The organism is Bacillus cereus group sp. BfR-BA-01347, from assembly GCF_022663835.1.
GTDB lineage: Bacteria > Bacillota > Bacilli > Bacillales > Bacillaceae_G > Bacillus_A > Bacillus_A thuringiensis_K.
The window spans coordinates 61641-85113 of the sequence record NZ_JAKUGG010000004.1; the positions used below are offsets into that span (position 1 = coordinate 61641).

The window sequence follows — 23473 nt, forward strand, 5'->3', positions numbered from 1 at the left end:
TTCATTCGCTTGTTACAAGTCTTTGTTAATAGTTTTGTTAATTCGCTTGTTAATCGAAGAGAGAACAAAGAAAGAAGTTTAATTAAATTCTTTTATTCTTTTTAATAGAAGAAAGATGAACGAAGATACTCGAATCATTCCGAAGACAACGATCAAAAAGAACGAAGACAAGTGTTTTATAATTCTTCTCACGATTCCTTTACGCAGCTTTTAAATAGATTCGAATACAAATACATACGGAAGGCGCAGGCAGCAGCCGTTACATGACGTACAACGAACGTATAACACTATGGTATGATGTCGTGTAGGTATGCAGCATATTCGTGTAGACATGTCGATCTATTGGCGTGTAGTCTCGTGACGTTAGCGCATCGAAGGGAATAGCAGCGGGAATATATTGAGCAGGTACGGTAATATATAAGAGGCATTTGTACGGACATATAGCGGGCTTGTTATATCGGGGTAACACGTATCGAGGATATACGATTGGGTATCGGGCTATTGTGAAATACATATCCCCTATTGATCGATATATATACAACAACTAGGAAAACCGAGAACATATAGCAGGGTGTGTTTATATCATATGCGGATATGGGCAATGTCATAATTATTCTATGTCATAACTCTTGAGTATTGACATGAAAAATAGAATGCTTTACTATAAGGGTATCAACTTATGTCATATCTTTATGTCAAAATGCAAGGCGCAGAAATGGGGAATTATAATGAAATATGGATATGCTCGTGTTAGTACAATGGCGCAGGAATTCGAGACACAATTACAAACGCTAAAAGATGAAGGCTGCGAAGTTATTTATTCGGAAAAGTTTACGGGAACAATGACAGATCGTCCCGAATTAACGAAGGTACTCGAAGTACTATGCGAAGGAGATACGCTTGTCGTAACGAAGCTAGACCGATTAGCACGTAATACAAAAGAAGGTATCGCCATAATCGAAGATCTTTTTAATAGAGGCGTAAAGGTTCACGTTTTAAATGTTGGGTTACTAGAAAATACAACTATGGGACGCTTTTTTATGCAAACTATGTTAGCAGTAGCGGAAATGGAACGTAATTTGATCGTAGAACGTACACAGGAAGGAAAGGCGCTCGCTAAACAGAATCCGAACTTTACGGAAGGTCGCCCGAAGGTACACGCTAATAAGAAACTTGACGAAGCTATGCGAATGAAAGCGGAAATGAAGTACAGTTTCCGTCAATTATCAGAAGTTACGGGAATATCAATGAGCACATTACAACGACACGCACGTAAATTAAAAAGCGAGGGCATCGGGATTTGATCGGTGTCTTCTTTTTGTGCGCAGAAATTACCGAACACATAAACCCCTTGAGTTGTCGACGACTCCTTTAAACCCCTGCGGTGCTGCTGAAATCGGAAATAAACGAAGTCGTACCGCCCTACTAACGCCCTGTATTCGATTCCATGTAAACATTTGTAATCCTATCGGTACCTTTATCGTATCAGTGTATTAGCGAATCCCTATCGATATAAAAGCGCTTTAAACATTGATATGACGACATTTATCGCCACAATTAGATACCTAATAACGGTATATTTATCACCATTTTATCGAATTATTGAAAGTTTACATTGCGTAAATAGATAGCGGGAATGTAACGTTTGTGTATCAATATTCCCTATCGATTAAAATCGATCCTTAGATTTCTATTAGTGCATATATTGCATAATTTACGATAAGTTTTACGTTATAAAATAGAAAAAATCCCGCCGTTTCATCGATAAAATTACATAAGTTACATTAAGGCTAGCGCCAACGTAACGCCGATGCTTATGCATAATTAATAAACGCCCCTAAAGCCGATTTGTAGGAGCGTTTTATTTACGTTATTTTTATATTTCGTCCTTAATAACGTAGTTTTTATATTTTTTCTGCAATTGATTCTTGCTCAATTTCGTTTTGAACCCTATCAAATTCTAATGTTGCATTATCAGTGTATTTGTTTAAGACATTCGCCATTATCAATCTATCCATATTTGGATTTAAGAGTAAAAAAGCACCCGCAATTTGAGTTAATGATATGATCGTTAATTGCCCTGGTATTGATAAACCGTAATTACTAGGTCCGAAAACATATCCATATTGATGCACTCTTTCGTCTTGAATATTTCCTAAGCTATTATACAACCCTGTTGGACTAGCATGGACATGATAGTTTGCTTGTTTATAATAAATAGCGAGGTGGTCTATCCCTGCCAATTTCTCTAAATCACTAAAATATATTCTATCTTTAGAAGGAAACAAAGTTTTTGCCCATGAATACGGTTTATAGAAATTTTTACCATGTTTCTTTAAGATTGCGTTATACTCTTTTTCTATATTATCTGCTTCTATTCGATCTATTTCAAAGTCACTATCTTTTTTCCTATATTTAGTTAACTCTTGATAATCTTCAACTATCGAATAATCTACAAATTTACATATTAAATCTTTTGTAAATTCTTTATCTTTATACCTTAAAGTTAAATTATGAAAATATACACTACATTCATGAAGACTTCTCCATCTAGACATTGCCCCATCTGAAAATCCAGATTTAAGTAAAGTATATATCTCTTTACTTATAACTACAGCTTTTGCAAAAAGTTTCATAAGTACGTCAAAAGTGACGGAAACAGAATATTTATTATCTTTCACCTTAGCATAGGTTTCCATATATTCATCTATAATAGCCATCGCATATTCTTCAGCAAGCTTTATAACTGAAGCTAAATCATATAAAGCATCTAACCACCTAAGTTGAAGCTGTGATTCAAATTCTTGTCTAATTAACCTTTCTTCCTCTACCATTTGGGGTGCTGTTTGTTTAAAGGTCGTATAAAGTGGGCTTGCATACTTATCAATGTTTTCCGTTGAATACACTCCTTTTATAGCGGATAATAATTTATCTTCATCAATTTCTTCTCCATTTTTTAATTTTTCTCCAACAACTTTTTTAACCATGTTACCAAGTTCATTTTCAAACGTATTTAAGCTCAATAAAATACCCCCATGCTTTATAGTTGTAGTTGTTCTTATCTTATAGAATATATTTCCATAATAATTGCGTCAAGGTTTCGAAAAAACAAATGATGATGTGTGCAGACTCCCCTACGCAATCACTCACGATTACTTTTATTTCGCGCCTTTAGGTATATGTCGGTTAAACATGCCAAACCTACCGATAATCCAAACGCTACGCCGAACGCTGCTACGTATAGATTACCGAATGCTTTCGCTGCTGACATAAATAAAAATGCGAATATGATTAGGTACGTTACTTTACGATTATTTTTCATAGTATAATTCCTCCACCTTCTTTCTTAAATCGAACCTTAATGCGTTCTTTTTTCTTTCCTCTTCCGCATAAAGTCGCCAATCCTAGCAGTAATAACCGATGCGACTACGGCTAATCCGAATACTACTGCCAGTCCGCCTATAATGACGTTCCCTATTATCTTCGTAACTATCAAAAGTACGAACGCAACTATTAACAGAATCGCGGAAGGTTTCCGTCCCTTTTTTATTTTAATTTTTATCTTCACGCTATATCCTCCCTTCTGGCATCCCTTGTACGCAACCTCTTCTTAAAACTTCTTATCGAACTTCTAGCAGAATCAAATGATCGCCCCGTCTTTTTCGATAATACTCTAGAGATTTCGGCTTCCGTAACCCTATCGTAATTCTTCGCCGTATGTATCATCGCATCTAACACAATAAAATCTATTTCCTTTACGCATATAGTCTCGTATAACCATGCGTAATTCTTTTGGTATGTACTTACATTATAGATCGCTTTTTCTTCGGTGGTATTTGTACATTCCCCCACCTTTCTAAATGCGTTACTATCTTCTATAAGCGTTAACTTGTCTCGTTTTCCGCCTCTTCTTCCGCAATAATCTCGTAACGATCGATAAATAAAGTACTTCACTCTTTTGTCGAAGTCTCCTCGATCTATATCAAACGTTCTTATCGCATATCTTATTCTACGGAAACAATCATCGATGAAATGTACCTCATTGTTTATACGATGCCAATTAACGTTGGTTAGGCGCTCTATTAACGGTATATAATGCGCCTCAATCCTCGTTCTATATTTATTATTGTATATTCCCATGTAATAATCTTCCACTTCTTTTTTAGCTAGTATCGCTATTCTATTTAATGTTTCGTTTATATTCTCGCCTTCAATTGCGTATTGTCCGATAGTAAGTCTACTTTCCATGCGTAAGTCTTCCACCTTTTATAGCACCTGTACCCCCGATATTCAACTCACTCCGCTAGTGGCGTTTAATATCGAATTTATGCTATTTACAATCGGTGACGCACTTACTAGCAGAATGGAGCGATAACAGGAAATAGGCGCGAGTTCGTTCCCTACTCGCAGTAAATGCGAATAGAGAAGCGGATCAAACTAGCGTCATGTCACGCATAACGAGGTTTCTAGTACTTGCCGTTCCTGCCCGTGTACTTCCGTACTCAACGACTTTCTACATACAAGTTTGCCCCTGTATGCGATATCTTTCGTTGATTCCTGCGATCGTAATCGCAACAAACACCACCCTAGCCGATTATGTGCGCTACCCACTAGACCTACACACGCAAGGGAACGGTATTACGTTAATCGTGTAGCGCTAGTGTTTGCGGCGGTCTAGCTCCCCTTTTACGTTTTTATAGCGGTACGGCTTCCGCTTTTTGACTCACCGCATCAGTACTTAAAAAAGACATTACTAAAGACGCCTTGCAATCTTCGAATTTTTTCGATAGAATGCAAAGTAGATGGTCGGACTGATACGGCTTGTCCGTTATTTAGTTTCGATGTTTGTAGTTTTGAGTCTCCGATTGCCGTCGGGGACTTTTTTCTTTTTAATTAATCGCTTAATTTTCTTAATGGACTGTATTTTTTATGTAATTCTGTTATATCGTCAAACATAAAGTGCGTGTATCTCCTTGTCATCGTAATATCGCTATGACCCATTATTTGTTGTAGTGAAAATAAATCTCCACCGTTCCTTAAATATATGGACGCAAATGTATGTCTAAAAATATGAGGACTACACCTAGATTGAATATTTGCTAATTTGGCATACTTATAAATCATTTGTCTTAATCCACTATTTGTTAAAGCATTTCCAGATATTCCGCAAAACAATCTTTTTGTATGTACTTCCCCTCTAATCAGTAACCATCGCTTTAGTGCGTTCTTGGTGTTATCTGTAATCGGTACTTTCCTTTGATGAAAAGTTTTAGTGTGTTTCACTAATAGTAAATCTTGTTCCCATACTACATCCAATACGCTAAGGTTTAATATTTCATTTTGCCTTAATCCTGTTTCTATTAAAACTAATAAAATGGCATAATCTCTAACACCATTCCAAGTCTTTTTGTCTACCTTAGAAAGTAAAGTTTTAAGTTGTTTTGGTGTAAGGACTTCAACTTCTTTTGTACGAGTCTTTAATTTTTTAATATCTTTTATTGGATTTATGGGAATGTGTTTGTTCTCAAATAGAAATTTAAAAAATGTTTTGTTTGCCCTAATTACAATGTTGATTGTTGAAGGCTGCAAATTTCTTTTTTCTTTACAGAATACAATAGCATCCTCTATCTGTTCTTTCGTTACCTCGTATGGCTTAATTCCAACAGGTAATGCCCTTAAAAGTGATTTCAATTGGGCTTGATAGTGAAATAAAGTCGCTTCCCTCAATCCTTTTAAAATGCCCGCTTTATGAAAAAGTTCAAAAGCCTCCTCCCAACTCTCGATATATTCCTCGGCTGCTTCTAATTCTCCGAGAACATCTAATTCTTCCATAGACAATCTGAAATTTCTTTTTGTTTTACTTTTTTTAGCCATTAAAAAACCCCCAGTTTACGATTCAATAAAGCAGAACCGCAAACTAGAGGTTGTTATAACTGGGTTTATATAGGTTTTATAGAGGAGTCAAATAATTTGCGATCCGCGAAACGCAAACTAACGTTACTTACTGTAATCATTTGTGTCCTCCTACTAATACCGCTTATTTCAGCGTTTTCTCACCGATTGTCTTAAAAAATCGCATATTACGACTCAATTATTGTAGACTATAGCTATTATATAGTAGAAGCTGGATGAATAGCAACGGTTGATTACCTTTCTACAATGAAATCGGATAGTTTTTGTCCATTCCCCTAGCTATTGTATGTATATCATCGACCTCTTTCTCATATAACCTTTCACTGCTCATTCTGTAATATATCGGATTCATTTTCTTCTGAAATATTATATACCGAAAAAACTGTAGAGAAATCATTCCCTACAGTCTCTTCTTATTTCGTATTTATTATTTTCTCTTTGTAACTCTTCATTTTACTCGTTAACCCTATTAACGCTGGTAATAATATCGGCATCACAATTAAAGCTAATAGAAGAAGTGCAACGCCAACTACTGATGCAACTTGTATAAGTGTTAATACACCTGATGGAATTAATGCTGCAAATGTCCCGCCTAAAATTAGCGCAGCTGATAATACAACTCCTCCTATATGACGAGATGCAGTTACAATTTTCGTTACCGAATCCCCTTCTATCTCGTTATAGCGCATCATTACGAAAATACTATAATCCACTCCTAAAGCGACAATCATAATGAAGCTAAAGAATGGAACATTCCAGCTTAATGACTCTACATGTAATACATGTGCACTAATTTGTTCGCTTATACCAAGTGATGCAAAGTACGCCAATAGTAATGAGCCAATAATAAATATTGTGTTTAGTAATGAGCGTGTAATTACGATTAATACAATCGCAATGCCAATCAACATAATCGTAGCTGTACGTAAGAAATCTTGCCCTGTTACTTCTTTTAAATCCACGTTTCTAGCTGTTGTTCCGCCAATTGCTGTTTTCGCATCATGTAATTCCGTTCCTTTTACAGTGCCATCGATTGTTTTATTAATTTCTTGAATAATTGGCATCGCTTCTTTTGAATACGGATTTACATCTAAAATGATAGTCATTTTAGCAATTTTTCTATCCTGTGACATGTACGTGTTCAATGCTTTTTGGAAATCTTCTCCCTCTAGCACTTCTTTTGGAATATAAAACTTCTCAGAGCTTTTCGATTCATTGAGCTCCCCTAAATATTTCTGTGCGTCATGCAGGCCATTACTTACTTTTCCAAGCCCTTCTGTACTTTTAGATAAACCGGATTGTAATTGGCCCATCTTTTCTTGCAGATCTTTAAGGCCCGTTAAAAGTTGTCCTTGCCCATCGTTTATTTTCGTTAATCCAGACTGTAACTCAACTGATTTATTTGCAATTTGTTTTGAACCTGAAGAACCTTCATTTAATCCATTTTTAAGATCGGCTGCTCCCTTTTGTAACTTATTAACTCCATTGCTCATTTCTTTTAAGCCGTTATCCACTTTCAGTAACGATTGATTCGCTTCTTTAAATGAACTCATCGCCGTTTTGTGCTGTGTTGCTAATTGATTTAATTCATTTGAAAGTACGCTTAATTTCTTTTGAGCCTCTTTAGCAATTCCTATCGTTTGTTGTATGTTTGGATCATTCGCTAATTCTGGTTTCGTTTGAACGAAATTGGTCATTAACATTTCAATTTGTTCATATCCCTTTTTCGCACCATCAATCGCTTGAGAAATACTTCCGAAGTATTGATCGTAAGAGTTTAAACCTTTTTCTAACTGTGCATAACCAGCATGCAGCTGCGACGTTGCATTAGATAGAACATTTATATTTTCGTTTACTGAAGCTAAACCACTCTCAATTTGCTGTGCTCCTTGTGCACCGTCGTTTATGCCATTTGATAATTGATGTAAAGCTGTTCCTAATGCTGATACCCCGTTTTTCGCCTCGTTCGTTCCATCAATTAATTTTTGAACATTCGCAAGACTATTTGAATCATTACTTCCCATTTTATTTTTCGCATCTGTTAATCCATCATTAATTTCCTTTATGCCACCATCGGCATCCCCTAATCCTGTATTCAATTCTCCCGCTTGCTTATTTAAATATAATTCTTTTATCTTCTCACCAGTTGGACGTGTTGGTGCATATACTTCTGACACACCTTTAACTTTCGAAATTTTATCAGTTAATTCGTCTAAAATTTGTAGAGAAGTTCCTTCATCCAGCTTTTTATCAGATTGAATGACTAATGTACTCGGTGAAGAGAAACCAGGCGGAAAATGATCCTCTATTACGTTAATACCCATCTTGGATTCATACTTATTATCCACTTCAAATAAATCATTGTAATTAAGTGTATTAGAGTATTTTAATACGAAAGGAATCGATATTACGACTACGATGATTAAAGCGACAAATGGTCTTGCTACTGAGTTTTTCGCAAAGAATCCCCATAAGCGACTATCCTCATGACCTTTAAATGTTTTAACTGGATAAAACATTCCTTTTCCTAAAAGCACCATGAAAAATGGATTTAAAGTCGTTAATACGAGTAATAATACTAAAACACCAATTGCTACCGCTGAAGTAGATTGATATAATTTAAAACTTGCTAACGCAAGTGATGCAAAACCAATTAGCACCGCTATTCCGCTATATAATACAGTTTTACCTGCTGATTTGAATGTTTCTTTCGTAGTTAAAAATGCATTTTCTTGTTTACTTAATTCTTCTTTAAACCTCGTATATAATAAAATGTTATAATCTGTTCCTACCCCAAACAGGACGACGACTACGAACACTTGTGTAAAGTTTGAGAATGGAAAATTAAATTGATCTACAAGCTGGGCAATAATCCCCATTGAAACTAAATACGATATACCAACTGTAAGAAGAGAAACAATTGGAACAACTGGTGAACGGAATACAAGGATTAATACTACAAGAATGAAAATGATTGAAATAACTTCTGTCTTTTTCACTCCCTCTTGAGAGGATTTAAGAAAATCACCCGCTATTAAGTCACTTCCTGTTAAATACGTTTTTACCCCTTTCGTTTGCACTTTTTCATGAAGATTATTTGAAACTTTTGATATTTCACCATGTTTTTTATCTATCGATATTTGCGTTAAAATAGTCGTATTATCTTTAGAAACTAATTGTTTCTCCAAGTCTTTATTGTCTAAATGTGAAACAACTTCCTTAATTCCTAATTGCTCTTTTTCATTTCGCAGGGCGTTGATTGTTTTTGTTATTTCCTTTTTTTGTTCATCTGTTAAAACTGCCTTATTGCCACTATTAAAAACGGCTATAATTTCATACTTTTCAACCCCTTCTTTATCCATCTCTTTCATCATCTTGTCAGCAATACTGCTTTGCTTTGTATTAGGGATTGTAATTTTCCCTTTTTCTTTCACTAATTTATCCATATTAGGCATCGTTACGACCATTGTAATAGTAATAACTATCCATAATAGAAAAGTTAAACTTCTCCAACTTTTTAACTTGCTCATTTGAATCATCTCCCGTTTTGAAATTTACACGTGGAATGAATATTCATTCCTAATCTTTTGAAAAAATTTATAGGAATGAACGTTCATTCCTATCATTCTATTAAATTATTAATTAACTATATTAAACTAGGTAAATCGGAATGAATATTCATTCCTATCCTTATAACGCTATAGAATCAAATGATTCTAATAGCATTCCAACAGCTTTCTTCCAATTCCTTTACCAATTCATCTGTATATTCTAACTGCCCTGTTTCCATTACTTTAATTAATTTTTCAATTGGTTGATATACAATAATAATTAAAGCAATTGGTGGTAATGGACGAAGCAAACCTTTTTCGATTCCATCTTCAATCAAGTTCATGAAGAAACCCATGAAGTCCTCGAATATTTCATTGCTATGTTCATCTAGAAAATAACTATCACAGTGAGAATTTGTAAAAAGAAAAGCATCTGCATTTTGTCTCGCAAATTCAAATAAACGGTTGTATGTATGGCTAAACTGTTCACGAATATTTGCATCGACCGGGAAATCATTTTTTATTAATTCCGATAGTTGTAAAACACTTTTCGTAAATAAAGAATTAACAAGCGCTTCTTTATTTTCAAAATAACGGTAAATCGTACCTGCACCTACTTTTGCTTTTTCAGCAATCATGGGAATTGTTGTACCATCATAACCTCGTTCTGCAAAAAGTTGTATTGCAGCATCAAAAATATCCTCTTGTTTGTTTTTAGCCATTTTTCCACCTCAATTTCCAGGAATGAAAATTCATTCCGTTTTTAATTATAAATTAGATACGCTAAAAGTCAAGTGTGTGACAAAGTATAGCTGTCATTTCTTATCCCCTATTTGTGAATGAAATTATATGAGCAACTTTCTGGATATATTGGTGCAACTTAAAATTATATCAGCGATTCTCATGATATATCGGCGCAACTCTAATTATATCAGCGATTCTCATGATATATCGACTTACCGAAAGAAATTCACAATATAAGAGGAGGATATCCCAAAATTTCACTTGGGATAGCCCGCCTTCATACATGCAAATTAAAAGAAATCATAAATAAACGGCTTACGCACTGGTACTAAATTATCAAATGACCGTATTACTTCGTCACTTCCACTAATGAATTCCAGTTCATTTAGTTCTAACGGACGTTTATATCCAAGCATTATTGCCGATAGCGCAGTTATATCCAGTTTAATTCCTTTTTCCGTTGTTTCTTCTACAATTGTTATTTCATGATTTGCAAGTCTCACTGTTATGTTATTCCATGGAGCAAATGCGTCTGTAATGTTTAGGATCACTTCTTGCTGTACATTGTTCCAATTCAACTCATATTGTTTTAAAAACTGCTCCACATCTACAATTCTTCCCATAAAATATGGTTTTATTTCTGTCTTCACGCGTGGCTCTTGCAATGTATATAATAATGGTTCGCTCTCACTTACTGTCATTTCAATTTCTTTAATCATAGAATCATGCTGACAAATAAAGTTCCACAGACCATTTCGTGCTTCATTATGCAGTGGTACAAATTCTTCTACTGTCATTTTATAGTTTTCTATTTTGTATAACATGTAACCTGCTGCCTTTTTATTTTCATCATAGTAAATGGCTAATGTTAAATCATCATAAACCGCTTGTAACCACCAGTTCTTCTCTCGAACTAACATACATGAAAAACGTTCTGCAAATGCTTCATAGAGCTTCTCGACTTCTTCTGGATGATTTTCTTTATTAAAACGTTTCACAGTACCATTTACTTGTTTTTTCATTACTAAATCGCTCTTACTCATATGACATTTGAGTAGATTCGCACAAAGTTCCCAGCCGTATTTACGATAAAATGAAACAGCAAATGGATGTAACATAGAGACTGTATAGCCATCTTTTTTCATTGTTTGAAGTGAATGTTGAAGTAGCTCTTTTACATACCCACTTCTTCTGTACTCTGGATACGTCGCTACTCCTGCAACGCCACCCATTTTAAATTTTTCTTTACCTATGTAAATATGAAACGGAATGAGGTGTAGTTTTGCAGCTAAGTCTTCCCCTTCCATAATGCCGTATATTTCATGACTTTCCTTCATTTTTGTAAGTTGCTGCTGTAATCGTTCCTCATCTACTTTATATTGAAAAGCGTATTCTGATAAACGTAATGCTTCTCTGAACTTATCTTCTTTTAATTGTATGACATTCATATAATTCTCCTCCATTCCCTATTTAAATTGTATCATAATTCTTACTATTATAGTTCGGTAAGTGAAATTACACGGACGTTTTAACAAAAAAAGCAGATACATCACGTATCTGCTTTCCACCCTTTTTATTTAGCTAACTTTTGAAGTTCGTCAAAGAATGTAGGATATGATACACCTACTGCTTCTGCATCTTCAATAATTGTTTTTCCTTCTGCCAGGCAGCCAGCAATTGCAAGCATCATTCCGATACGGTGATCACCATAACTATTTACTATATTGCCTTTTAGAGCTGATTTTCCATAAATGATCATACCGTCATCAGTTGCTTCTATTCGAGCTCCTAGTTTCGTTAACTCAGCAACGACTGTATCAATACGATTTGTTTCTTTTACTTTTAATTCGTGTGCATCTTTAATTACTGTAATTCCTTCTGCTTGCGTTGCCGCTAATGCAATAACAGGAATCTCATCAATTAATCTTGGGATAATATCCCCGCCAATTTCAATTCCTTTTAATGAAGATGTTTCAATCGTAATGTTTGCAGCTGGTTCTGATGATCCTTCGTTAATTGGCTCTACAGTGAACGTAGCACCCATTTTCTCTAAAACATCAATAATACCTGTACGAGTTGGATTCATCCCTACATTTTGTAATACTAGTTTACTATTTGGAATGATTGCACCGGCTACTAGGAAAAATGCAGCTGATGATACGTCACCTGGCACTTGAACATCTGTTGCTGTTAGCTTTTGTCCACCTGCAAGTTTCACTGTTTTTCCTTCGCGCGTTACTGTAACGCCAAATGCTTCAAGCATTCTTTCCGTATGATCACGGGAAATATGTGGTTCTGTAACAGCTGTTACACCTTCTGCGCGAAGTCCTGCAAGTAAAATAGCTGACTTTACTTGTGCGCTTGCTACAGGCGAAGTGTATTCAATTGCTTTTAAATCTCCGCCCCGTATTGTTAGCGGTGTAAACGTTCCTTCTTCCCGCCCATCAATGTTTGCACCCATTTGTTTTAATGGATTTGTAACACGTTTCATCGGTCTTTTTGCGATAGATGCATCACCTTGTACGCAAGAGAAAAATGGTGTATTTGCCAAAATCCCTGACATTAAACGTATAGTTGTACCAGAATTACCAACATCTAATACAGCTTTCGGTTCTTGTAAACCTTCTAATCCTTTGCCAACTACAGTGACTTCATCACCGTTTTGCACGATGTCTACTCCCATTTCTTTAAAACAAGAAATCGTACTTAAACAATCTGCACCGGGCAAGAAACCTTTAATTGTTGTTTTTCCTTCTGCAATCGCACCGAACATGACAGCGCGGTGTGAAATGGATTTATCTCCTGGAATTGTAATGTTACCATTTAATCCGTTATTAACAGGTTGTATCGTTCTTTCCTTCACGTTTTCACCTTCTCATTTAAATTGTTTCATAAGTTTGGTATTTTTCTTCTCCAAGCGCTAGCTTTGCTTTCATACGATCTTCTTCTCTTTGGAAGCTAATACGTAATACCCCAAGCAATCCTTCACGCGCTTCTAATATTTGCAAGTTCGTAATACTAATTTCTTCGCGCGCCAAAATACTCGTAATATGAGCCAATGCCCCTACTTTATCTAAAACATCGACGTATAAGTCGTGATAGGCAGGAATTGCCCCTCTCTTTCGTACTGGTAAAGAGTCACGGTATTCTTTCGCGTCTGCAAAATAGTTTTGAATCTCGCCTGCATCTCCGGTCGAAACTGTATCATATAAATCTTCCATTTCAGAGATCCACTCTTTTAATAATACCATTAAATGCTCACGATTTTGTTTAACAATATCACTCCACATTTTTGGGCTACTAGATGCGATACGTGTAATGTCTTTAAATCCTCCGGCAGCTAGTTGATGAATGAGCGGATTATCTCCTGCATGTTTCTCCACTTGCTTTACTAACCCAGCTGCGATAAGATGCGGAAAATGACTAACGATCCCTGTTACATAATCATGTTCTTCCGTATTTAAAACGAGAAAATGAGATCCCGTTCCATTTAACCAACGCTTAAGTTCTTCTACATGTTCATTTGGCACATGATTCATCGGCGTTAAAATGTAAAATGCATTTTCAAATAAATGCGCTTTTGCACTTTCAACGCCTGTTTTATGAGAACCTGCCATCGGATGTCCGCCAATGAAAGAAACTTCTTTTGAAAACAAAGCTTCCGCTTCATTCATAATCGTCCCTTTTGTACTACCAACATCGGTTACAATCACATCTTCTCGTAAACGAAATGACGCTAATTTGTGTAATAACTTCTTCGTTTCTTCAACTGGAGAAGCAAAAACAATTAAATGTGCCTCTTCACATGCATGCTGTAAATTAATTGCTATTTCATCTACTACATGTAATTCTTTTGCACGCTCTACTTGCTCTTTAAATATATCGTACCCTGTTATCGTTACATCGTGCTCTTTCTTAATTGCTAATGCGAGAGAGCCTCCTATTAAACCTGTTCCAATTAATACTACCTTTTTACGCATTTTCCTCATCTCGAGACTTTCTTTTTTTATTTTCAAAGTGTTGTTGTAACACTGAAATCACCCCTTCATTTTGCTCCCTTGTTCCGACTGTAATACGGATACCATTCGGGAACGGACGAATAATAAATCCTGCGTGTGCACAAGCTTCATAAATCTCTCCAGCATTCTCAACTGGCAAGAAGATGAAATTTGTTTGCGATGGATAAAATGGAATTTCATTTTCCTTACAAAAGCTTTCATATTGTTGTAATCCCTCTGTATTTACACGAACTATTTCCTCAATAAACTCATCGTCACCAAAAGCAATCGTCGCTGCTTTTTGCGCTAATGAAGATACGTTAAATGGCAAACGAACGACATTTAATTTTTCGATTAACTCTTCCTGTCCAACCGCATATCCAACGCGGAAAGAAGCTAATCCGTACGCTTTAGAAAATGTTCTAAGTACAAGAATATTTTTATGTTTTTCTAAAAGCGGTAATGTCTCTGGGAAATCTTTTGCTGTTACGTATTCATAGTACGCTTCATCAATGACAATTAACGTATTTTCACTAATACCTTCAATGAATTGAGTCAATTTTCGGTCATTCACATATGTGCCTGTTGGATTGTTCGGGTTACAAATCCATACAATTTTTGTATTGTTATCTACTACTGAAGAAATTTCTTCTAAGTCGTATACACCGTTATTTAACGCAACTTCCTTCACTTCGCAACCTTCTATAATTGCATGATGACGGTACTGCGGGAATGTTGCACCTGCTGTTACAATGTTATCTCCCGCTCGTAATACGGCGCGGCTTATTATTTGAATGATTTCATCTAAACCACTACCACAAAGTACTTGTTCCATTTGCACATGCAACTTATCTGCGATTGTTTGACGGAGCGTTGTAGCACCTCCGTCAGGATATAAAGCATGTTCCAACCAAGAGTTTTGCAACTCTTCTAAAACTCTCGGTGAACAACCAAATGGATTTTCATTCGATGCTAATTTCACAAACAAATGATCTCCGTACACTTCTTTCATTTGTTCTGGTGATTTACCTGGTTTATATGGTTGTAATGATGATAGTTGATCTTTTACTTGCACGTTAAACCCACCTTTTTATTAAAATTCTTTTGCGTAGTTATTGTGTTGCATAATATTTTGTTTTAATAATTCCATACGATCTTTTCCGAATTGTTCGACTAGAGCATCTGCAAGTTCCCATGCCACAACAGATTCAGCTACTACACCCGCCGCTGGTACTGCGCAACTATCAGATCTTTCAATACTCGCTTGGAATGCTTCTTTCGTATCAATATCAACGCTTGCTAACGGTTTGTATAAAGTAGGAATCGGCTTCATCACGCCTCTTACGATAATTGGCATACCTGTTGTCATACCACCTTCTAGACCGCCGGCATTATTCGTTTTTCTCGTGTATCCTTTTTCTTCATCCCACAGAATTTCATCATGCACTTTGCTTCCTGGTTGTCGTGCCGCTTCAAAACCTACGCCAATTTCAGCACCTTTAAATGCATTTATACTCATAATTGCACCAGCAAGTTTTGCATCTAATTTACGATCGTAATGGACGTAACTACCGACGCCAATCGGCATACCTTCTGCAATGACTTCCACAATACCACCGATTGAATCTCCACTACTTTTTGCGTTGTCAATCGCATTCATCATTTCTTGCTCTACTTCTTTATCTAAACATCGAACTGGTGAGTTTTCAGTAATTGTTTGAATTTCTTCAATCGATAAGTTTGAAATATGTTTTGCTTTTACTCCACCAATTTCAAGAACATGTCCTGCAATTTCCACGCCTAATTCGCTTAAAATTTGTTTTGCAACTGCACCAGCAGCTACACGAACTGTCGTTTCTCTTGCAGATGACCGCTCTAATACGTTTCTTATATCACGATGACCATATTTAATTGCTCCATTTAAATCTGCATGTCCGGGACGTGGTTTTGTAATTGTACGTTTCATGTCTTTACTTTCTTTTTCCGAAATTGGCTCTGCACCCATTACTTTCGTCCAATGTTTGAAATCATCATTTTTTACAATTAACGTAATCGGTGATCCAAGTGTCATCCCGTGACGAACACCACTTACAATTTCAACTGTATCTGTTTCAATTTGCATACGTCTTCCGCGTCCATGACCTTTTTGTCTTCTTAATAATTCTTTATTAATATGTTCCGCCGTAAGTGTCAAACCGGCTGGTACACCTTCTAAAATAACTGTTAACTGCGGTCCATGTGATTCTCCAGCTGTAATGTATCTCATTTCTCTTGCCCCTTTACTATTTTTTTGTACAAAAAAGTCCCTACTGAGCGCTCAGTAGGGACGATGTTTATCGCGGTACCACCCTAGTTGTAGACTTCTTTCGTCTACCTCTCTTCTTCTTTAACGATCGTTTGACCGTCTTCCCCTCCAAAAGTTGTCGGGAAAGATGCTCCAAGGCTGTAATTCATGCTTACCTTTGTACTGATTCACACCGACCATCAGCTCTCTTTAACAGTGAGATAAGCACTACTGTTTCCTCTTCAACGCATATATGATATGGAATTAAGATAATTTATTTTTGAAACCTTTTAACTCATCCATGAATCTATGGAATTCTGGAATGTCCATTTGTTGTGCAGAATCTGATAATGCAACTGCTGGATCTGGATGAACTTCAGCCATTACTGCATCTGCGCCAATTGCAAGTGCCGCTTTCGCTGTTGGTAATAATAAATCTCTGCGTCCAGTTGAATGTGTTACATCAACGATAACTGGTAAATGTGTTTCTTTCTTTAAAATTGGTACTGCAGAAATGTCTAATGTGTTACGTGTTGCTCTTTCGTATGTGCGGATACCGCGCTCACAAAGAATAATTTGATCGTTACCTTGCGCAATGATGTATTCCGCTGCGTTAATGAACTCATCAATTGTTGCTGCTAATCCACGTTTTAATAATACTGGTTTGTTAACTTTACCTACAGCTCGTAATAAATCGAAGTTTTGCATGTTACGTGCGCCAACTTGAATTACATCAACGTAGTCTAATGCCATTTCAACATCGTTCGGATTTAAAATTTCACTAATAATTGCTAAGTCAAACTCATCTGCTACTTGACGTAAAATTTGAAGTCCTTCTACTCCTAAACCTTGGAAATCGTATGGAGAAGTTCTCGGTTTGAATGCACCACCGCGCATTAATTTTAAGCCTTGGTCTTTCATCGCTTGCCCTACTTGGCGAACTTGTTCTAAGCTTTCTACCGCACAAGGTCCCATGATGAATGTTTGTGTTCCGTTACCAATCAATTCACCTTTTACATCAACGATTGTGTTTTCTTGTTTCTTTTTACGTGATACTAATAACGCTTTACGGTTATCATCTTCTTGTAACTCTAAGCTAGCTTTGAAGATTGTTTTGAAAATATGTTGAACTGTTGATGTTTCGAATGGTCCTTCGTTATGCTCTGCGATCATATCAAGTACTTCACGCTCACGTACTGGATCAAAGCGTTTCGTACCTTGTACTTGCTTTTGCTCTCCAATTTTTTGAACGATTTCACCACGTTTGTTTAAAAGGTGTAATAGTTGTAAGTTAATTTCATCTACCTGTTTACGTAATTGATCTAATTCATGATTTGCCATTTGGAAATCCTCCTCTAATGTTTTAAAAGTATAGTAAGAGAATAAAAAATTCTCTATTTTCTGAACTGACTAATTATACAAATTTATAGTGGAATCGATACCTCTTCTTATCTTAAACTAATAATTCGTACAAAGACATGAACTACTAGTTAGAAACCCACTTTTTTGTACAAAAAAGCCCTACTGATCCAATCAGTAGGGACGATATTTATCGCGGTACCACCCTAGTTGTAGACTTCTTTCGTCTACCTCTCTTCATTGTTAACGATCATCTGACCGTCTTTCCCTTCATAAAGACAATACTATCTTTACTACGAAAAAGATGCTCTAGGACTGTAATTCGCTCTTGTTTATGTACTGGTTCGCACCAACCACCAGCTCTCTGTTACAGGGAAACAACAACTACTGCTTTTCCTTTCAATGCATGACTATTTTATTTTCAAGTTGGACCACTAAAATACAAAAAGTCCCTACTGAATAAATCAGTAGGGACGATATTTATCGCGGTACCACCCTAGTTGCAGACTAACTTTCCGTCTACCTCTCTTCACTGTTAACGATCAATTGACCGCTTTTTCCTCATAAAGACAAACTATCTTTATTACGAAAAAGATGCTCCAAGACTGTAATTCATGATTATCCCTGTACTGGTTCACACCAACCACCAGCTCTCTGTTACAGTAAGATTAACCACTACTGTGATCTCTTCATTGCACTTTGTTTATTCAAATGTTTTTTGAAATTGAATAAGTATGATTCGTATTATAGAACGCTTTTCAAAACACTGTCAACAACTTTTTATATATTTTTTAAAATTCCACTTTCGTCCTATAATTCTTTTTGTAAATCACCCATTACAATTCCTATGCGAATCATTTCATTTTCTAGTAAATGTAAAACATATTCCTCTACTTCATACTGAACTAATAATTCTTTTATTTGTATGATTTCTTTTTCAAATAAAACGGCTTCGTGACATGTTTGTAGTAAAATAAAAAACACATTTGCAAATATTTCTTTATGCGCTTTCATACTTTCTTTTTTATGAAGCATTTCAATCAATAACTGCTTCATTTCCTCACCTGTACATTTACCATGTACACTTGAAAATGCACGAGACATAATACATAATCCTTTTTCTAATATTTCATCCATGTATAAAATAATACGTAAAAGCATTACATATTCTCTTGCAGTTATCTCACCCATTTTTGGTCGTTCTCGCAAAAATACACTGAGCCAAGCTGTCCAAAATTTTTGTTGTTCTTTTACACTTAATGTTTTGACGTAATAGCATAAAAACTGCATAAACTTAATTTTATTTTCTTCATTTTCTAGTATGAGTAACGGGTATAACCAATCTGTTTTTTGCTCCCAATATAGTACACATTTAATAAATACAAAGCTAAGCCACTTCAAGAAAGCTTCTCTCGTATGCGGATGTAATACTTCCAAATGTTCTATCGCATACTTAATAAATCGCTTCATTTCTGTAAATAAAGGTAAATTTATTTGCGTGTAACATAAGCCGGCCCATGCATATTCCGTAATCTCATTTTGTTTTTTTAAATCTAAGTATGGTAACAAATATTTTCGGCACCATTGTTTTTCAATATGATATAAAAATGTAATATCTGCTATTAAACGGGCAAACATAAAGTTTGTTCGTTCCGAATTAACTCTTACTTGTTCTTCAAATAAAAATAAATATTCATATACATTACGATCGTATAAATGATCATATGATAACAACTTTAATAACACAGCCGTCATTTTTCCAACTGGATGCTGAATTGATTCATTATAAAAATCTTGTTTCCCAAGCTTAAAATCTGTATCACTCTTCATAACTTGAGGAAACACTGAAAAAGCAAATCGTTTTACAACACGTATACTATTCTCTTCTAACTCTTCTAGTCGATTACTAACTTCATATAGAAAACTACTAATTAACCAATGAAAAGCGGTATTTCTAACAAATTTCTGCAATAGCGGAATAATTTTTTGGATTTGCTCATTCGTCAATCCTCGATTATTTCGCCATTCTCTAATACAAACAAACCATACTTCATTACTTATTTCTTGCACTCCTACTAATCGGTATGCAAATGAAATACTCCACTCTGTGTTTAATTTACATGCTTTTGATAACATCTCTAAAAAATGGCGTTGTTCAAAAACACCATCTTGCGAAAATTGCTGAACTTGCTTCATAATTTCAACATCTTTCAGCTGCAATAATCCGTCAGCAGTTACATTGCAAGTAATGCTTTCTGCTGTATCTTCTTTCTTTTGTACACTGTATCGTTCAGAATGAAAATGAGGATGCTTTTGCTTCATTAACTCATACCCATTTGCCGTAGATGGGCTACTCGAATCACACTTGAATAATAAGTCTAATACGAGACATGCATCAAATACCCTCTCTTCTGTAAGATGCTTTATTACAGTTCGAGTGACTTCTTCTTTTGTTTTTTCTAAACAATGTGCATAATGCCTTTTTAAAAGTTGAAAAACTTCGTGTTTATAAGTGAAATCTAAAAGAAGTCCTTCATGTAACAACCATTTCATTTTGTCATCTACACGAACAAAAATATTTTTATTCATCGCATCAATTGCAATTCGCTTTTGAAGTACACTATTTGCTTCTATCATTTCTGTAATATAATAATCCGCTTTTTTCTCATTGTTTTCGCATAAATAAGTTAGACACTCTTTTACAATTCGTATTAAAAATGCAAGATCATTTTGATGAAACTCTTTCTCTACATTTTCCTTATTTCTTTTTTTCAGTGCCGTTTGTCTTAACGACAACATTCTCAATTTTTCTAATCCAATCATCATAATTGGAACAGCATAATAAGCGATATATGGCCTCATCTTTTCGTTCCAAATTTGCTCCACATGAGAAAATGTAGATACTGGTAAGCGACTCGATTCCTCGAGTTCTATTGATTCTTGCGTATCATTCCCCCATTTTCTTACACGTTTCAACTTCAGTTTTCCGTCTAAAATAAAAGTTAGTAACAATAAGGCAATTTCTTTATGCTCAGGAAAAGAACATTTTTGCAGTAACTTAGAAATCTTTTCTATAGAGCTACTATCTTTTTCAGCTGTTTCTAATAAAAGGAGTGTCCACCTTGCAAACAACAGCGGGTCCATCTTACTCTTCGTTTCGTTTAAGTAGTTACAAATTGTTCTCCATAATAACGGTGATATTTTAGAATAGTTTTTATAAATTAATTGAAATAATTCTTTCTGATGACTAAAAAGAAATTGTTCCACTAACCATTCTGCAAGTAATTCATCTACTTCATTATAGTTTGGCGTAAGCATAAACAAATTTTGTAATTTACCTTCTGCTTCTAACCATTCGACCCATTCATAATCATGAGCAAATTCCACAAAGTAACGTACTGTTTCAATTTTTTTAATCGATTGCTTTATGTATGATAATTGTTCCTGTTCTACTGACGGGGGAACCGTTACAATATCCCGAATACGCATTCTTTTCGTAATATAATTATCACCCATTAATTCAGCCCAGCGTTTTACCGCTTTTACGAGGGATTGATGATTATTCACCTTATTCGGATACACAATTGGTCTTATCCCTAAATGTTCCCAATGGTACGTATTTTCTCCTTGTGCGACAAAAGCAAATCGTCTTGTACTTGGTGGTAAACCAGTTGCTAAATATTTCATTACTGGGTCATTATGACTATATCCAACGAATAAAACGGTGTAATTTGAGAATAGATCAACTAAAAATCTTCTTGCCCATCCTTCTGTTAAGTAAGCCCTTCCAAAATCACCGTCTGTTAAAATTAAAGCCTCTTTCTCCTGTTCTACATTACCATGTATATAAGCAAGACCTTTAAAAGCTCTCCCAGTCGGTAAAGCTGGAGCGTAATAAACATTGATATCTCTATTTATTTCCTTAATTGCTGTTGTAAAATGTTGATCAAAATTTGTTGTTACAATGCGGATATCTGTATCTAAAGGAAATAGCCTTGGAATTGCATAATGCAATGGATTCGGTTTTGATTTCTCTATATGAACAAGATCTCTTGCGACTTGATGTACATCTTTTGTTTTCGCAATTTTACCAAGATAATAATCATGTGGTTCTGTTATTTCGCGTTTTTCGACATATAACGTTTTTGCAATTTCATCAACTAAATCATCAAAATTCGGTAAGTTTGATTTCCCTTTCATAGAAACTCCCGCTCCAACAAATAACACTAACTTTCCTTGCTCAAGGTGATCAATTAACTCATCTGGAATTTCTACTTCTGAAGTAATCCACATCCTGGATTCCCCCTTACCTAAAAATGTCATACACTCTCATTTTACTATAACATTTTTTCAATGTTTTTATAATATTTAGACTAAATTCCGAACATGAAAAAGTTTTATATAAATAAATCCGTTACAATGTATGAACTTCAGAGTTTATTGAAAAACTATGTATAAATCGGAGGTGTAAATTTTGAATGATTTCACAGTAGTGCTTATCAAGTTTATATCGTGCATTATCGCATTTAGCATTGGGCTTGCTTTATTTTTCCCTGCAACGTTTGTTCAAATTATTTCATTCAGTCTCTTTGTTACAATCGTATCCTACATGTTCGTTGATAAAATTATTTTAAATCGAATTGGCAATACTGGTGCCATTATGTCGGATTTCTTATTAACATATTTAAGCGTATGGATTTTCGGTAATATTTTATTAGACAACTATATGCAAATTGCATGGGGCAGTATCCTTTCTGCCATCGTCTTCACTTTATCTGAAGTAATCGTTCATCGCTTCTCTAACTCTCATACAAGGCACAACAATGATAACATTCGTATTAATCGCCGCTTTGCATATGGTACGGAGTTTGCTGAAGAACAAAATATATTGGATAAAGACAAGAAGAAGTAACATTTTAATGCAGGAGCACCCTTTTTAATTATGTGGTGCTTCTTTTTTGTATATTTTCATTATGGTACGTGAAATTATATAAACGATTATTTCAAAATATCGACTTACCGACAATATTTGACGCTTTTTTCTAATAAAAAAACTACCTCTTATTTAGAGGCAGCCACTTTCAAGTCTTTTAATGCAACAACATCCGCAAACGCTCCCAATACTGCGTTATGATGTTGCACAATATCTTCAGCACGTAACACTTCTGTATTAAATGTACTATGCGCATCACTCACTAACGTTACTTTATATCCTTCACTACATGCTCTGCGCGTTGTCGTATCTACACAATACTCTGATTGCATTCCCGAAAGAATAACGTGTTCAATTCCTTTCTCTTGTAACACTTCGCTTAAGTTTGTCTTATGGAATGAATCTGGCGTCGTCTTTTCAACAATATTATCTCCTTCTTGCGGAGCGATTGCCGCATGGATTCGCCACCCATCCGTACCTTTTTCTAACGGATGGTCTTTAGGACCGTTATGTTGGACATAAATAATTGGGATATCATTTGAACGACATTCCCTAATAAGCTCTTGCAATGTTTGTAAAAACTTTTCCCCATTATGTACTGGCATTCCAGCTGTATACATACCCACTTGCACATCAATTACGATTAATGCTTTTTTCATTTCACACATCCCCCTTTATTTGTATAAGCCAT

At 35.4% G+C, this 23473-nt stretch carries 17 protein-coding genes and 3 other annotated features; of the genes, 2 read left to right on the forward strand and 15 right to left on the reverse strand.

Annotated elements, in window-relative coordinates:
- Positions 1-728: 728 nt before the first annotated feature.
- Positions 729-1304 (forward strand): recombinase family protein, encoded by a 576-nt coding sequence (locus tag MR143_RS08520; protein ID WP_061660895.1) that lies wholly within the window; start codon positions 729-731, stop codon positions 1302-1304.
- 600 nt (positions 1305-1904) lie between these two features.
- Here the strand turns inward: MR143_RS08520 and MR143_RS08525 are convergent.
- The 14 genes from MR143_RS08525 to MR143_RS08590 form a co-directional block, all read right to left on the reverse strand.
- On the reverse strand, positions 1905-3023 hold the full coding sequence (locus MR143_RS08525) for a DUF5677 domain-containing protein (protein ID WP_238363667.1): 1119 nt from the start codon (positions 3021-3023) through the stop codon (positions 1905-1907).
- 119 nt (positions 3024-3142) lie between these two features.
- Positions 3143-3322: a hypothetical protein gene (locus MR143_RS08530; RefSeq protein WP_061660894.1), complete on the reverse strand. Its 180-nt coding sequence runs from the start codon at positions 3320-3322 to the stop codon at positions 3143-3145.
- Positions 3323-3358: 36 nt separating this feature from the next.
- Positions 3359-3568, reverse strand: a complete 210-nt coding sequence (locus tag MR143_RS08535) for a hypothetical protein (protein WP_080451147.1) — start codon at positions 3566-3568, stop codon at positions 3359-3361.
- Positions 3565-4248 (reverse strand): hypothetical protein, encoded by a 684-nt coding sequence (locus MR143_RS08540; protein WP_199717576.1) that lies wholly within the window; start codon positions 4246-4248, stop codon positions 3565-3567. The genes MR143_RS08535 and MR143_RS08540 overlap by 4 nt, the downstream gene beginning before the upstream one ends.
- Before the next feature lie 645 nt (positions 4249-4893).
- On the reverse strand, positions 4894-5874 hold the full coding sequence (locus MR143_RS08545; protein WP_061660892.1) for a tyrosine-type recombinase/integrase: 981 nt from the start codon (positions 5872-5874) through the stop codon (positions 4894-4896).
- Between the two features lie 452 nt (positions 5875-6326).
- Positions 6327-9443, reverse strand: coding sequence for an MMPL family transporter (locus tag MR143_RS08550; RefSeq protein ID WP_000040308.1), 3117 nt, complete (start codon positions 9441-9443; stop codon positions 6327-6329).
- Between the two features lie 176 nt (positions 9444-9619).
- Positions 9620-10186, reverse strand: a complete 567-nt coding sequence (locus MR143_RS08555) for a TetR/AcrR family transcriptional regulator (RefSeq protein WP_001107290.1) — start codon at positions 10184-10186, stop codon at positions 9620-9622.
- Positions 10187-10498: 312 nt separating this feature from the next.
- Positions 10499-11656 carry a GNAT family N-acetyltransferase gene (locus MR143_RS08560; protein WP_001100921.1) on the reverse strand — a complete coding sequence of 386 codons (1158 nt, stop codon included), beginning with the start codon at positions 11654-11656 and terminating at the stop codon, positions 10499-10501.
- A 125-nt stretch (positions 11657-11781) separates the two neighbouring features.
- Positions 11782-13071, reverse strand: coding sequence for a 3-phosphoshikimate 1-carboxyvinyltransferase (gene aroA, locus MR143_RS08565; RefSeq protein WP_000664613.1), 1290 nt, complete (start codon positions 13069-13071; stop codon positions 11782-11784).
- Positions 13072-13087: 16 nt separating this feature from the next.
- Positions 13088-14188 (reverse strand): prephenate dehydrogenase, encoded by a 1101-nt coding sequence (tyrA, locus tag MR143_RS08570; RefSeq protein ID WP_001228129.1) that lies wholly within the window; start codon positions 14186-14188, stop codon positions 13088-13090.
- Complete coding sequence (gene hisC / locus MR143_RS08575; RefSeq protein WP_001197237.1) at positions 14181-15281, reverse strand: histidinol-phosphate transaminase; 1101 nt, start codon at positions 15279-15281, stop codon at positions 14181-14183. Before hisC ends, tyrA begins: the two co-directional genes overlap by 8 nt.
- An 18-nt stretch (positions 15282-15299) precedes the next feature.
- Positions 15300-16472: a chorismate synthase gene (gene aroC / locus MR143_RS08580; RefSeq protein ID WP_001269424.1), complete on the reverse strand. Its 1173-nt coding sequence runs from the start codon at positions 16470-16472 to the stop codon at positions 15300-15302.
- 53 nt (positions 16473-16525) lie between these two features.
- Positions 16526-16745: a binding site (T-box leader), on the reverse strand.
- A 9-nt stretch (positions 16746-16754) separates the two neighbouring features.
- Positions 16755-17831, reverse strand: a complete 1077-nt coding sequence (locus tag MR143_RS08585; RefSeq protein ID WP_001273575.1) for a bifunctional 3-deoxy-7-phosphoheptulonate synthase/chorismate mutase — start codon at positions 17829-17831, stop codon at positions 16755-16757.
- Between the two features lie 194 nt (positions 17832-18025).
- Positions 18026-18261: a binding site (T-box leader), on the reverse strand.
- A 54-nt stretch (positions 18262-18315) separates the two neighbouring features.
- Positions 18316-18551: a binding site (T-box leader), on the reverse strand.
- A gap of 108 nt (positions 18552-18659) precedes the next feature.
- On the reverse strand, positions 18660-22142 hold the full coding sequence (locus tag MR143_RS08590) for a DUF4020 domain-containing protein (RefSeq protein ID WP_000265218.1): 3483 nt from the start codon (positions 22140-22142) through the stop codon (positions 18660-18662).
- Between the two features lie 181 nt (positions 22143-22323).
- On the opposite strand from MR143_RS08590, the gene MR143_RS08595 reads away from it, so the two are divergent.
- Positions 22324-22761 (forward strand): YndM family protein, encoded by a 438-nt coding sequence (locus MR143_RS08595; protein ID WP_000997702.1) that lies wholly within the window; start codon positions 22324-22326, stop codon positions 22759-22761.
- 149 nt (positions 22762-22910) lie between these two features.
- Here the strand turns inward: MR143_RS08595 and MR143_RS08600 are convergent, their stop codons facing one another.
- On the reverse strand, positions 22911-23441 hold the full coding sequence (locus tag MR143_RS08600; protein ID WP_000709547.1) for a cysteine hydrolase family protein: 531 nt from the start codon (positions 23439-23441) through the stop codon (positions 22911-22913).
- Positions 23442-23473 lie beyond the last annotated feature (32 nt).